The organism is Pseudomonas sp. zjy_15 (assembly GCF_043101865.1).
Classification (GTDB): Bacteria; Pseudomonadota; Gammaproteobacteria; order Pseudomonadales; family Pseudomonadaceae; genus Aquipseudomonas; species Aquipseudomonas putida_Y.
The window spans coordinates 51,184-64,750 of the sequence record NZ_JBICII010000108.1 but is presented as its reverse complement, the minus strand read 5'-3'; the positions used below and the strand labels follow the sequence as shown (position 1 = coordinate 64,750).

9 protein-coding genes are annotated in these 13,567 nt (G+C 62.1%); 2 read left to right on the top strand and 7 right to left on the bottom strand.

Annotation, left to right across the window (positions count from 1 at the left end):
- Positions 1 to 165 precede the first annotated feature (165 nt).
- On the top strand, positions 166 to 1,065 hold the full coding sequence (locus ACF8EF_RS21230; protein ID WP_176684793.1) for a LysR family transcriptional regulator: 900 nt from the start codon (positions 166 to 168) through the stop codon (positions 1,063 to 1,065).
- Positions 1,066 to 1,141: 76 nt separating this feature from the next.
- Positions 1,142 to 1,915, top strand: a complete 774-nt coding sequence (locus tag ACF8EF_RS21225; RefSeq protein ID WP_176684794.1) for a ParA family protein — start codon at positions 1,142 to 1,144, stop codon at positions 1,913 to 1,915.
- On the opposite strand, the gene trxC is transcribed toward ACF8EF_RS21225, so the two are convergent.
- The 7 genes from trxC to betI form a co-directional block, all read right to left on the bottom strand.
- Positions 1,912 to 2,346 (bottom strand): thioredoxin TrxC, encoded by a 435-nt coding sequence (trxC, locus tag ACF8EF_RS21220; RefSeq protein WP_176684795.1) that lies wholly within the window; start codon positions 2,344 to 2,346, stop codon positions 1,912 to 1,914. The two genes, ACF8EF_RS21225 and trxC, sit on opposite strands and share 4 nt — an antisense overlap.
- Positions 2,347 to 2,394: 48 nt before the next feature.
- Positions 2,395 to 3,855 (bottom strand): protein adenylyltransferase SelO, encoded by a 1,461-nt coding sequence (gene selO, locus ACF8EF_RS21215; protein WP_176684796.1) that lies wholly within the window; start codon positions 3,853 to 3,855, stop codon positions 2,395 to 2,397.
- A gap of 182 nt (positions 3,856 to 4,037) precedes the next feature.
- Positions 4,038 to 7,346, bottom strand: coding sequence for a mechanosensitive channel MscK (gene mscK, locus ACF8EF_RS21210; RefSeq protein WP_392460889.1), 3,309 nt, complete (start codon positions 7,344 to 7,346; stop codon positions 4,038 to 4,040).
- A 35-nt stretch (positions 7,347 to 7,381) separates the two neighbouring features.
- Entirely contained in the window at positions 7,382 to 9,124 is a 1,743-nt protein-coding gene (locus ACF8EF_RS21205; RefSeq protein WP_021783701.1) for a potassium/proton antiporter, read from the bottom strand.
- A 412-nt stretch (positions 9,125 to 9,536) separates the two neighbouring features.
- Complete coding sequence (gene betA / locus ACF8EF_RS21200) at positions 9,537 to 11,234, bottom strand: choline dehydrogenase (RefSeq protein WP_176684798.1); 1,698 nt, start codon at positions 11,232 to 11,234, stop codon at positions 9,537 to 9,539.
- Between the two features lie 77 nt (positions 11,235 to 11,311).
- A complete protein-coding gene (gene betB, locus ACF8EF_RS21195) occupies positions 11,312 to 12,784 on the bottom strand; it encodes a betaine-aldehyde dehydrogenase (protein ID WP_176684799.1) in 1,473 nt (490 codons plus the stop codon).
- Positions 12,785 to 12,823: 39 nt separating this feature from the next.
- Complete coding sequence (betI, locus tag ACF8EF_RS21190) at positions 12,824 to 13,480, bottom strand: transcriptional regulator BetI (protein WP_209969470.1); 657 nt, start codon at positions 13,478 to 13,480, stop codon at positions 12,824 to 12,826.
- Positions 13,481 to 13,567: the final 87 nt, after the last annotated feature.

Genomic DNA, 13,567 nt, shown 5'->3' with positions numbered 1-13,567 from the left:
TTCGCTCAGGATGGCAGGCTTTGGCTCAAGGAGGAGGGGGGCTACTGCAGTTTTCACGGGAGGGTACCTCTGGCGCAATGAAAAAAGCATATAGCTGCCTAACGATTAGATCCAATATATTGTTCGACCTATTTGAGACGTCTGGCGACTTATTTGGAGCGGATCATGGAACTGCGTCATCTGCGTTACTTCATTGCTGTGGCCGAAGAGCTGCACTTTGGCCGCGCCGCCCAGCAGTTGGGTATTTCCCAGCCGCCCTTGAGCCAGCAGATCCAGGCTCTGGAGCAGGAGCTAGGGGCCCGGCTGTTCGAGCGTACCAACCGTCGTGTCGAACTGAGCGAGGCCGGTCGATTGTTCCTCGAGGAAGCGCGCCAGGTATTGGCGCAGGTTGAGAAGGCTGCGGATGTAGCCCGGCGTGCGCAGTTGGGCGAGCTGGGGGAGATGAAAATCGGTTTCACCTCCTCGGCCCCGTTCACCTCGAAAATCCCCAAGGCCATTCATGCCTTCCGTCAGCGCTTTCCGGCGGTGCACCTGAACCTCAAGGAAATGAGCAGCCGTGACGTTGCCGAAGGGGTATTCGACGAGTCCATCGAGGTGGGGTTGATGCGGCCGATGCCGCTGCCGGAGGGGTTGGTGGCCACCGAGTTGTTCCGAGAACCGTTGGTGGCGGTGATCAATGCCTCGCATCCGCTGGCCGAAGGCACTGAGCAAGGCGTCTACATGGCGGCGTTGGCCCCTGAGCCCTTCGTGTTCTTCCCGCGCAGTTATGGCAGCGGTTTGCATGCACAATTGCTGAGCCTGGCGCGGCATGCGGGTTTCAGCCCCCATTTTGCGCAAGAGGCAGGTGAAGCGATGACCATCATCGGTCTGGTCTCGGCGGGGCTGGGGGTGTCGGTGTTGCCGGCTTCGTTCCAGCGCATGCGCATAGAAGGGGTGGTGTACCGTACCTTGCTCGATGAAGAGGCGATGACGGCGGTGTGGCTGGTGCAGCGCGAGCGCGGTCATTCGGTGATGGCCAAGGCATTTACCGAGTTGTTGACAGGACAGGTGGTCGGTCAGGCGTGATGCCGGTCAAATGGCACTGGTCATTGCCCCCATGCCGCCACATACTCGGGCATTCGTTGATACACGGAGGTCAAGCATGCGGCGCGTGGTGTTCAATCAAAAAGGTGGCGTAGGCAAGTCGAGCATTGCCTGCAACCTGGCGGCGGTCAGTGCCAATGAAGGTTACCGGACCTTGTTGATCGACCTGGATGCCCAGGCGAACTCGACCCAATACCTCACCGGCCTGACCGGCGAGGACATCCCCATGGGCATTGCCGATTTCTTCAAGCAAAGCCTTTCCAGCGGGCCGTTCAGCAAGAAGAACAAGGTCGATATCTACGAAACCCCGTTCGACAACCTGCATGTGGTCACCGCCACTGCCGAGCTGGCCGACCTGCAGCCGAAGCTGGAGGCCAAGCACAAGATCAACAAGCTGCGTAAGCTGCTCGACGCACTGGACGAGGATTACGAGCGGATCTATATCGATACCCCGCCGGCACTGAACTTCTACGCAGTTTCTGCGCTGATCGCTGCTGATCGCGTGCTGATCCCCTTTGACTGCGACAGCTTCTCTCGCCAGGCCTTGTATGGCCTGTTGGCCGAGATCGAAGACCTCAAGGAAGACCACAACGAAGACCTGATGGTCGAAGGCATCGTGGTCAACCAGTTCCAGTCACGTGCCAGCCTGCCACAGCAGATGCTCGACGAACTGCTGGCCGAAGGGTTGCCGGTGCTGCCGGTGTACTTGGGCAGTTCGGTGAAAATGCGCGAATCGCATCACGCCAGCCTGCCGCTGATTCACCTGGAACCGCGGCACAAGCTGACTCAGCAGTTTGTCGAGTTGCATTCGCTGCTTGAAGAGAACGCTTAAACCCCGTGGCTACGCAGCCACTCCAGCAATGACTGGAGTGGAAACGCCCCGGCTTGGCGGCTAATTTCGCGGCCGTTCTTGAACAGCAGCAGGCTGGGGATCGAGCGTATGCCCAGTTGCCCTGCGAGGTTACGGTTGGCTTCGCTGTCGAGCTTGGCCAGGCGGCAGCGGCCAGCAAGTTGCCGAGCGGTCTCTTCGAAGGTGGGGGCGAATGACTTGCACGGGCCGCACCAGTCGGCCCAGATGTCGACCAGCAGCGGCAGGTCGCCTTTGATCTGGCTGGCGTAGCTGGCTTCAGTCAGTTCGAAGGGGGTGCTCAACAGCACATCCTTTTTGCAGCGACCGCATTTCGGCGCATCGCCCAGGCGCTCGGCGGGCAGGCGGTTGAGGCCGTTGCAGTGGGGGCAGGGGATTACCAGTGGGTCGGTCATTTCATCTCCGGTGTTGGGTTCACGGTTTCCTTGTGGGAGCGGTGCTAATCAGGAAGAGCAGCTGATTTCCAGGTGTTTGCCCCACTCTGGCGGTCGCTCGGCGTAGGCCTGCATCCCGGGCTGCTCCTCAAAAGGTCTGGCCAGGACTTGGTGCAGCCGTCGAACTTCACTGTAGTCCCCCGCCTCGGCCGCTTCGATGGCGTTCTGCGCCAGGTAGTTGCGCAGCACGTACAGCGGATTCACCGCATGCATCCGCTCACGACGGCCTTCGGCATTACCGGGTTCACGCCCACAGCGGGCCAGGTAGTCTGCGCCCCAGGCATCGAAACCGGCCAGGTCGATAAAGTCATCACGCACTACCTGCAGTGCCTCAGCCACCGGCTGCTCACCCAGTTTGCGGAAGAACAGGTTGTAGTCCACGCCACCGCGTTGCATGCACTGCAGCAGGCGCTCGACCAGCCCCATGTCGTCATCTTCGGCCGTGGTCAGCCCCAGGCGCCGGCGCATCAGGTCCAGGTAATGGGCCTGGTACAGCGGCAGGAACAGGCCCAACGCTTCCTTCAGCGGCTCAACTTCGATCACGGTGGTCAGTGCCTGGGCCAGCGCGCTGAGGTTCCAGTGGGCGATGGGCACCTGGTTGGCGTAGCTGTAGCGGCCACGGTCGTCGGAGTGGTTGCAGATGAAGTTGGCATCGAAGTCGTCCAGAAACGCGTACGGGCCGAAGTCGAAGGTGATGCCGAGGATCGACATGTTGTCGGTGTTCATCACGCCGTGGCAGAAGCCATACGCCTGCCAGCGGGCGATCAGTTCGGCATTGCGCTCGACGATGGTGCGGAACATGGCCAGGTAGGGCTGCTCGGCGTCACTGCATTCGGGATAGTGTTGTTCGAGCACGTGGTCGATCAACACGCGCTGCTGCTCGGGCTGCTTGGTGTAGTAGAAGTACTCGAAATGGCCGAAACGCACATGGCTCTGCGCCAGACGCGTCAGCATGGCCGCGCTTTCACGGGTTTCGCGCCACACCGGGGTGCTGGAACCGATCACGCACAGCGCCCGGCTGGTGGCGATGCCCAGGGCGTGCAAGGCTTCGGAAGCGAGGAACTCGCGGATCGACGAGCGCAGCACAGCGCGCCCATCACCCATACGGGAGTAGGGGGTCTGGCCGGCGCCCTTGAGGTGCAGGTCCCAGTGTTCGCCAGCGTCGTTGAGCACTTCGGCCAGCAGCAGGCCACGGCCGTCGCCTAGACGTGGGTTGTACGAGCCGAACTGGTGGCCGGAATAAACCATCGCCCGAGGGTCGGCCTCTTCCCACAGCTTGTGGCCGCTGAACAGCTCGGCGAACACCGGCAGTTCGGCCTGGGCGGGGTCGAGGTCGAGCAAGGCCATGGCCGACTCGCTCGCTACCACCAGGCGCGGGTCTGCAATGGGTTCGGGCAGCACCTGGGTGGAGAACGCATCGCCCAGACGGGCGAAGCGGTTGTCGAAGGTGAGTTGGTCGAGGGCTTTCACGGGACTGCTCCTTGGAATCGGTGCCAATGGGGCCGCTTGGCGGCCCTTCGCGGGTGAAACCACTCCTACAAAGAATATGCAGAGCTGAAAGCAGTGCGATCGCTGTGTAGGAGCGGGTTCACCCGCGAACGAGGGTGAAACCCTCGCAGCAATTTTGCACACAATAAAGTATTCGAGCCCATTCAGGCCGAAGCAGTGCCATCCGATTTCGGCTGTTCCATCGGAATCAATTGCTGCTTGCTGCCCTTCGCGTCCATCAAGAATACCTCTACCTGGCGCACCGAGATCTTGATGTTGTGGGCTTTGAACTCGCGGTTGATGTACCGGTTGATCTCGTCCAGCGTCGGGTTGCGGTCGCCCAGGTCACGAACGTGCATGCGCAGTTCGTGGTCCAGCGAGCTTTCGCCGAAGTTGAGGAAGTACACGATCGGTTCCGGATCTTTGAGCACGCGTGGGTTCTCATGCGCGCCCTTGAGCAGCAGGTCACGCACCAGGTCGAGGTCTGAGCCATAGTCGATGCCCAGCTTCAGTGTCACCCGGGTGACCGTATCGGTCAGCGACCAGTTGATCAGTTGGCCAGTGATGAAGGTCTTGTTGGGGACGATGATGTCCTTGCGGTCGAAGTCGGTGATGGTGGTGGCACGGATGCGGATCTTGCTTACCGTGCCCGACAGGTTGCCGATGGTGATGGTGTCGCCAATCCGTACCGGGCGCTCGAACAGGATCATGATGCCGGAGATGAAGTTGGCGAAGATTTCCTGCATGCCGAAGCCCAGGCCTACTGACAGCGCGGCCACCAGCCATTGCAGCTTGTCCCAGCTCACCCCCAGGGTCGACAGGGTACTGACGATGCCGATGCCGACGATGGTGTACGACAGCAACGTAGTAGTGGCGTAGGCACTGCCTTGGGCGAGGTTCAGGCGTGACAGCACCAGTACTTCCAGCAGGCCTGGCAAGTTGCCGGCCAGGGCGAAGGTGATGCCGACGATCACCAGTGCGCCGAGCAGGTCGCCGAGGCTGATCGGTACCATGCTGGCGGCGGCGCCGGTGCCGCTGGTGTATTCGTAGAGGACGAAGTTGTTGAGGTAGGCGAACACCGAGATCAGGTCGGCCCATACCCAGTACAGGCCGGCGATGAAGCCGCCGAGCAGGGCCAGGCGGATCAGGCGCAGCGACTGCTGGTTGACCTGTTCGATATCCAGTGTTGGCTCTTCGGTGATGACTTCGCCATCCAGGCCTTCCTTGGCCGCTGCACGCTTGGTCAACGCACGCTGGTAGGCCAGGCGTCGTGCAGCCACCGACAGGCCGCGCACGAAGGCGGCTTCGATCACCAACCAGAACAGCAGCAGGTACAGGGTGTAGATGAGTCGGTCGGTAAGCTTCAGTGCCGTGTAGTAGTAGCCGAAGCACACGGCGACGAACAGGGCGATGGGCAGGGCGGTGAATGCTACGCCCACGGCCCTGCGGAACAGCGAGGTGTCACGGTGTGCCGGGCTGCTGAGCAGCAGGCGACTGAGTAGCCAGGCCATCAGCGCATAGCAGGTCAGTACCACGCCGATGCCCAACACGTCGTCTGCCAGTGCCGAAGGCTGGTGCTCGGCCACCGCCACCACGCCGACCAGTGCCAGCACCACGGTGCCCAAGCGGCGAACCCAGCCGCGCAGGAACTCGACCTGTGGTTTGTGCCAGCGGAAGTGGACTTCCGCCACGCCACCGGGAGCGAGGATGCGATAGGCGGTGTAGAACACCAGCCAGGCCTGGGCCAGCTGCCAGAGTGCGGCGCCCAGGTTGGCGTTCTGCCCACGGGCGTCGATCTGCAGGGCATAGCTGCACAGCGCCAGGCCAAGGCTGACCGGCATCGCCAGCAGAATGTTGATAAGGATTGCCTGGGGCGTGTGCCATTGGCTGTCTCGGCGGAAGTGGCCGATATCCTGGTGCACTTTGCCTAACCGTTGGTAAAGGTATTTGCGCCGCCACAGCAGCGCACCGATCACCAGTAGCAGTGGCAGGAACAGCAGCGGGCGCTGGCTCAGGCCATCGGCCAGCTCTTTCAGGCCGGAACCCCACGGCAGTTTGGCGACTTGGTCGGCCAGGCGCTCTGGCACGTATTGCAGCCAGTCCCAGTCCAGCGGCTTGTTGCTGGGGATCCAGAACATTTGCTCGTCGAGGGTGGTGCGTAGGCTCTGCGCAGTGCCCAGCAGCTGCTTCTGGTTGAGTTGCAGGGTGATCGATTCGTTGAGCAGCGCCGACAGTTCGCGGCTCAGCCGCTCCAGCAGGTCGCTGCGGGTGATGGCTACATCCAGCAGGGCCTTGCGCAGCTGCGGGGTCACATCTTCCTGCGGTTGCGCCGCCAGCAGCTTGTCGACGTAGGTGACCGGGCTGCTCATCTGCTCGCGTTGCTGGTTGACTTCGAACTGGTACAGGCGGGTGTCGGCGATCTGGTCGGCCAGGTCGCGGTCGACCTTCAGGTGCGGCAAGGTCTGTTTCTGCTTATAAAGGATCTTCGACAGTAGCAGGCTTCCCTTGAGCACGTTGATCTGCTCGTCAAGCGCCTGGTCGGCCTGGGTCAGGCTGTCGAGCTGCTGCTTGGTGCGCAGGTTCTGCTGGGTCAATTCGTTGAGGCGATCGGTGCTTTTGAGCAGGTAGTCGGAAAGCTTGAGGTTGATCGCGCTCTCAGTGGCCAGCAGGCTGCTGCCGCCGGCCTTCTGAGCCTCGATCGACTGCTGGGTGACGGCTTCCTGGGACTGGGCCAGGCGTTTGTCGTTGATCAGCGTCTGCAGGTCCTGGATTTCCTGCTCCAGGCGCGCAGCACGCTCGACCAGCAGGTCATGACGCGCATTGCCGAGGTCTTGCAGCACGCTGTTGCCGGCCAGCTCCTGGCGGCGCAGCAGGGTCAACGCGTTGAGCGAGGCCAGCTCGGCGTTGAGCTGGTTGCGTTGGTCGGCATTGATGGATTTGCCGCCGTCCTTGCCGGTTTTGAGGATGTTGTTGATCTGCTGGCTGCGGGTCTGGCTGCTGCTGATCTCGGCCTGGGCGCGTTCGGGGCGGGTTTGCGAGTTGATGATCAGGCTGTTGGCTTCAGACAGCGCCTTTTGCAGTTCGCCCTGCTGCGTGTTGCGTTCGCTGAGCATCTGTTCAAGCTGTGGCACGGTGAGGTTGGCGTAGCGCTGGGCCACCGGTTGTGCCTTGGTTTCCTTGAGCCTGGCCAACTCCTTCTGGCTGTCACTGGTCTCTTTGGGGGCACTGCTCAACTGCTGCTTCAGTGCAGCAAGCTTCTTCTCGCTATCTTCCTTGGCAGCAAGCAGGCTCAACGTTTGTTCGAGCACCTGCTGCAGCGCCTTCTGGTCTGCCTCGGGCAGCTTGCGCTCGGCGATCTTGTCGAGGCTGTTCTGGATGCTGGCGGTGGTCGGGGCTTCTGCCGCGGTAGCCGCAAAAGAAAGGGACAGGCACAACCCGAGCAGGGCTGTGCGAAGGTACACGCGCAGGGACATAGGCAGGCTACTTGTGGATCCGGCTGAAACGAAGTTTAGAGGAACAATCCTGGTCCGGGTCGCGTTCCTTCGGGGAATCTGACGCCTACTTTCTGGATCTTGTTCCCGTCCATGGTTGCCACGGTCCAGATCGTGCCATGCCATTCGACCTGGTCCCCTACTACTGGAGCGCCTCCGACCTTCTGTCGGATGAACTGCGCCAGCGGCATTTTCGCGTCGAGGCCATCGAGTTTCAGGCCGTACAACGCCGCCACTGCACCCAGTTCGGCATCGCCTTCGAGCACGAAGTCGCCGAAGAAACGCAGGTCCAGGCCACGTTGCGGCGCCTGGCTGAACAGTTTGCCCAAGGCAGGCAGGTTGTGCTCGTGGCCGATCACGCAGAGCATGTCGCCAACTTCCAGCACGGTGCTGCCCGACGGGTGCAGCAGTTGCTCGCCACGGAACAGCGCGGCAATCCGCGTGCCTTCGGGCATTTTCAGTTCGCGCAGGGCGGCACCGATGCACCATTTTTCTGCGCCCAGACGGTAGACGAACATTTCCCACTCGCTGGTGATGTGCACCTCAAGGGCGGAACGGGAGATCGGCGCCGGGTCTGGCGGTACCGTCACCTTCAACAGCTTGGCCATCCACGGCAGGCTGGTGCCTTGCACCAGCAGCGATACCAGTACGATGAAGAAGGCCAGGTTGAAGAACAGTTGGGCGTCTGGCAGGCCCGCCATCAGCGGGAACACCGCCAGAATGATCGGTACCGCACCGCGCAGGCCGACCCACGAAATGAAGCCCTTTTCACGGCCGTGGAAAGCCTTGAACGGCAGCAGGGCAGCAACCACCGACAGTGGCCGCGCCACCAGGATCATCCACAGCGCCAGGCCCAGTGCTGGCAGGGCGATGGGCAGCAGGTCGTGCGGCGTGACCAGCAACCCCAGCACCAGGAACATGCCGATCTGGGCCAGCCAGGCCATGCCGTCGAGCATATGCAGGATGCCATGGCGGCTACGGATCGGCCTGTTGCCCAGCACCAGGCCGCACAGGTATACGGCGAGGAAGCCGCTACCATGCAGGGCGTTGGTCAGCGAAAACACCACGAGGCCGCCGGCCACTACCAGAATGGGGTACAGGCCGCCGGCCAGATTGATGCGGTTGACCAGTTGCAGCATCAGCCAGCCGCCGCCCAGGCCCACCAGCGCGCCGATACCGAACTCACGCAGCACGTGGCCCAGCAGGCTCCAATGCAGGCCGGTCTCGCCGCTGGCGATCATGTCGATCAAGGTGACCGTGAGAAACACCGCCATTGGGTCGTTGCTGCCCGACTCGATCTCGAGGGTAGCAGAAACCCGTTCGTTCAGGCCTTTGCCGCCGAGCAGCGAGAACACTGCAGCGGCGTCGGTGGAGCCGACGATGGCGCCGATCAGCAGGCCCTGGATCAGGCTGAGCTGGAACAGCCAGGCGGCGACCAGGCCGGTGAGGGCGGTGGTGATCATTACCCCGACCGTGGCCAGCGATAGCGCCGGCCAAAGCGCTACGCGAAAGCTTGCTACCCTCGTGCGCAGGCCGCCGTCAAGCAGGATGACGGCCAGTGCCAGGTTGCCCACCAGGTAGGCGGTTGGGTAATTGTTGAAGATGATGCCGCCACCATCGACACCGGCGAGCATGCCGACGGCGAGGATGATGACCAGAATAGGGATACCCAGGCGCGACGACAGCGAGCTGACCAGGATACTTGCACCCACCAGCAATGCGCCGATCAGAAACAGGCTGTTGATGGTGCTTGCATCCAAAGGCAGGTACTCCGAGACAGCGAGGGGGAGGGACTTGGTAGCGCATTTTTCAGCAAAAGCTAGCAGGTCGCGTGCCAATCGATTCTAACCTGAGGCCGACGCAGGCTGTAAAGCGATACCGCATCGTCGTTGCGGCGTGCGGCTGTAATGTTCGCCCACTGTCAGGCAGCTGAGTAACATGAATGGCAAAGAAACCATTTTCCTCGCCTAGGTGGCTCAGTGCCTGCTCGGGCAATTTCCTGATTTGCACAATCTGGCGCGCCGGGCGGCGGGCCATGTGCTTCGCCACCATGCCACCGCGACAGCGGGGCGAGAGCGGCTGGTCAGGCAGATCAGTGGCAGGGAAGCTTTCTTTGCGCTGCCCGCCTGAGCAAACGTGAAAGGGGCCGCTGCGCGGCCCCTGATCAAGGCCTCAGCCCTGCTTCACTTCACGCATCGGCTTGCCTTTCACTGGTGCATCCCCTGCCACGTAGTACTTGGCGGTGCTGCGCGGCAGTGGCTTGCGACCACGGATCTTGTCCGAAATCTTCTCGGCAATCATGATCGTGGTGGCATTGAGGTTACCGGTGATGATCAGCGGCATGATCGACGCATCGACCACGCGCAGGCCCTGCATGCCATGCACGCGGCCTTCGCCATCGACCACGGCCATGTCGTCAGTGCCCATCTTGCACGAGCAGGATGGGTGGAAGGCGGTTTCGGCGTGCTCGCGGATGAACTTGTCCAGCTGCTCGTCGGTTTGCACGTCGGGGCCCGGGCTGATTTCGCGGCCACGGTATGGGTCCAGCGCTGGCTGGGCCATGATTTCACGGGTCAGGCGGATGCCGTCACGGAATTCCTGCCAGTCCTGCTCGGTGGACATGTAGTTGAACAGGATGCTCGGGTGCTGGCGTGGGTCTTTCGACTTGGCCTGGATGCGGCCACGGGCAGGCGAGCGCATGGAGCCCATGTGCGCCTGGAAGCCATGTTCCTTCACACCATTGGAGCCGTTGTAGTTAATCGCAACCGGCAGGAAGTGGTACTGGATGTTCGGCCACTTGAATTCAGGGCGGGTACGAATGAAACCACCGGCCTCGAACTGGTTGCTGGCGCCGATGCCGGTGCCATTGAACAACCACTCGGCACCGATGGCCGGCTGGTTCCACCACAGCAGCGATGGGTACAGCGATACCGGCTGGGTGCAGGCGTACTGCAGGTACAGTTCCAGGTGGTCCTGAAGGTTTTCACCAACGCCCGGCAGGTCGTGCACAACCGGGATGTCGAGGCTTTCCAGCAGGGCGCGCGGGCCGACGCCGGAGCGCTGCAGCAGCTGCGGCGAAGCGATGGCGCCAGAGCTGACGATCACTTCCTTGCGGGCGCGGGCTTCAACGCGCTCTTCGCTGTCGCCGACCAGGTAGGTCACGCCTACGGCGCGCTTGCCGTCGAACAGCACGCGGTCGCTCAGGGCGTGGGTGACGATGGTCAGGTTCGGGCGTTTCTTGGCCTGGTCCAGGTAGCCACGGGCGGTGCTGGAGCGGCGGCCATTCTTGGTCACCGAACGGTCCATCGGGCCGAAGCCTTCCTGCTGGTAGCCGTTGAGGTCTTCGGTGCGCGGGTAACCGGCTTGCACGCCAGCTTCAACCATGGCGTGGAACAGCGGGTTGTTGCCGGCCTTTGGCGTAGCAACGCTGACCGGGCCGTCACCGCCGTGGTAGTCGTTAGGGCCGATGTCACGGGTTTCGGCTTTGCGGAAGTACGGCAGGCAGTCGAGGTAGGTCCAGTCTTCCAGGCCTGGCAGTTCTGCCCAGCCGTCGAAGTCCATGGCGTTGCCGCGGATGTAGCACATGCCGTTGATCAGCGACGAGCCACCCAGGCCCTTGCCACGGCCACATTCCATGCGGCGGCCGTCCATGTGCGGCTCTGGGTCGGTCTCGTAAGCCCAGTTGTAGCGGCGGCCTTGCAGCGGGAAGGCCAGGGCGGCTGGCATCTGGGTGCGGAAGTCGAAGCGGTAGTCGGGGCCACCGGCTTCCAGCAGCAAGACGGTGACGCCGGCGTCTTCGGTCAGGCGGGTCGCCAGGGTGTTACCGGCCGAGCCGGCACCGACGATGATGTAATCGAATTCTTGGGACATGAAAGTACCCTCGTGTTGGCGGTGATCGGGGAGCGGGTACGCCCGTGCGCGGTGGCACGGGCGTGGCTAGACAGGGTTCAGAAAACCGAGGTATAGCCGCCCAGCTCGACCTGGACCGACTTGATGCGAGTGTATTGAGCCAGCGAGCTGACGCCGTTTTCACGGCCGACGCCCGACTGCTTGTAGCCACCTACCGGCATTTCGGCCGGCGATTCACCCCAGGCGTTGATCCAGCAGATACCGGCTTCGAGCTTGTGGATGATGCGGTGGGCGCGGGTGATGTCGTTGGTGCAGACGCCGGCGGCCAGGCCGTAGTCGGTGTCGTTGGCACGGCGGATCACTTCTTCTTCGGTTTCGTAGGTGAGAATGCTCATCACCGGGCCGAAGATCTCTTCCTTGACGATGGTCATGTCGTCGGTGCAGTCGGTGAACACGGTCGGGGCAACGAAGGCACCTTTGGCGAAGTCACCGGCAGTCAGACGCTCGCCGCCGCACAGGACGCGGGCACCTTCTTCCTTGCCTTTGGCGATGTAGCCCAGCACGCTTTCCATGTGCTGGAAGCTGACCAGCGGGCCGAAGTTGGTGTTTTCGTCTTCCGGGTTGCCAACGCGGATGCGGGCAACGCGCTCGGCGATCTTGGCTTCGAAGGCCGCCTTCATTTCAGCTGGGATGAATACGCGGGTACCGTTGGTGCACACCTGGCCCGAGCTGTAGAAGTTGGCCATCATGGCGATGTCAGCGGCCTTGTCCAGATCGGCGTCGGCACAGATGATCAGTGGCGATTTGCCGCCCAGTTCCATGGTCACTTCCTTCAGCGAAGAGCTGGAGGCGCTGGCCATGACTTTCTTGCCGGTGGTGGTGCCGCCGGTGAACGACACTTTTTCGATGCGCGGGTGCTCGGTCAGCCAGGTGCCGACTTCGCGGCCGCTACCGGTCAGAACGTTGAACACGCCGTTTGGCAGGCCGGCTTCGGTGTAGATCTCGGCCAGTTTCAGAGTGGTCAGCGAGGTGACTTCCGACGGTTTGAAGATCATCGCGTTACCAGCGGCCAGGGCCGGGGCAGATTTCCACAGGGCGATCTGGATCGGGTAGTTCCAGGCACCGATGCCCACAGTCACGCCCAGCGGCTCGCGGCGGGTGTAGACGAAGGACGATTCGCGCAGCGGAATCTGCTCGCCCTCGATGGCCGGTACCAGGCCTGCGTAGTATTCCAGCACGTCGGCGCCGGTAACGATGTCGACGTAGCGGGTTTCGGAGTAAGACTTGCCGGTGTCCAGGGTTTCCAGCATGGCCAGCTCGTCGTTGCGCTCGCGCAGGATGTCGACGGCGCGGCGCAGGATGCGCGAACGCTGCATGGCGGTCATCGCGGCCCAGATCTTCTGGCCACGCTCGGCGCTTTCCACGGCCTTCTCGACGTCTGCCTCGGTAGCACGCTGTACGTGGGCGAGGACTTCGCCAGTGGCCGGGTTGATGGCTTCGAAAGTGGCATCGCTGCCAGCGTCGACGTAAGCGCCATCAATGTAGAGTTTTTGCGTTCCGAAACGGGCCATAGTGTCCTCGCAAGTGCAGTGTGTGGTTTGGCTTGCGCGTCATGCTCCTGCCGGGTTGGCAAGGGCCCTGCGCGCATGGTCAGCAGCCTGGTCGTTTGTGCCCAGGGTGTGCTGCTTGGCCAGTTGTAGTTCCATGTATTCGTAAGCAATCCGTACCGCCTGGTCGGTGTCGAATGCATCACCCGACAGGGCGCCACGCAGCCACAAACCGTCGATCAGGGCTGCCAGACCGCGGGCTGCCTTGCGCGCATGGTAGAGCGGCAGGACGCGGCGGAACTGGCAGCACAGGTTGGAATACAAGCGGTGGTCGTTGATCCGCTGCAACCTGTGCAAATCGGGCTGGTGCATGCTGGAAGCCCAGAAGGCCAACCAGGTTTTCATTGCCGGGCCGTTTACCTGGCTGGCATCGAAGTTGCCCTCGATGATCACTTTCAGGTGAGCGCGCGGGCTGTCGTCTTTCAGGGCCTGGCGACGTGCTCTGACGCCTTCGTTGAGCATGCTCATGATGTAACCCATCGTCGCTGCGATCAGGCCGTTCTTGTCCCGAAAGTAGTGACTGATGATGCCGTTCGACACACCGGCCAAACGGGCAATCAGCGCAATGCTGGCGTCCCCCAGTCCGACCTGATCGACCGCCTGCAAGGTGGCTTCGATCAACTGCTGGCGCCGGATGGGTTGCATACCGACCTTGGGCATCTTGCTATCTCCTCAGGCCTGCGAGCAGACGACAGGCGGCTGACTCGGCGAAGGCCAGTCTATTTTGTTTTGATTGAACGTTCAATC

What these genes read in the sequence shown, in the direction of transcription:
- betB (WP_176684799.1), bottom strand. Translation starts at nt 12,784, where the DNA reads ATGGCCCGTTTCGGAACGCAAAAACTCTACATTGATGGCGCTTACGTC.
- ACF8EF_RS21230 (WP_176684793.1), top strand. Translation starts at nt 166, where the DNA reads ATGGAACTGCGTCATCTGCGTTACTTCATTGCTGTGGCCGAAGAGCTG.
- trxC (WP_176684795.1), bottom strand. Translation starts at nt 2,346, where the DNA reads ATGACCGACCCACTGGTAATCCCCTGCCCCCACTGCAACGGCCTCAAC.
- mscK (WP_392460889.1), bottom strand. Translation starts at nt 7,346, where the DNA reads ATGTCCCTGCGCGTGTACCTTCGCACAGCCCTGCTCGGGTTGTGCCTG.
- ACF8EF_RS21225 (WP_176684794.1), top strand. Translation starts at nt 1,142, where the DNA reads ATGCGGCGCGTGGTGTTCAATCAAAAAGGTGGCGTAGGCAAGTCGAGC.
- betA (WP_176684798.1), bottom strand. Translation starts at nt 11,234, where the DNA reads ATGTCCCAAGAATTCGATTACATCATCGTCGGTGCCGGCTCGGCCGGT.
- betI (WP_209969470.1), bottom strand. Translation starts at nt 13,480, where the DNA reads ATGCCCAAGGTCGGTATGCAACCCATCCGGCGCCAGCAGTTGATCGAA.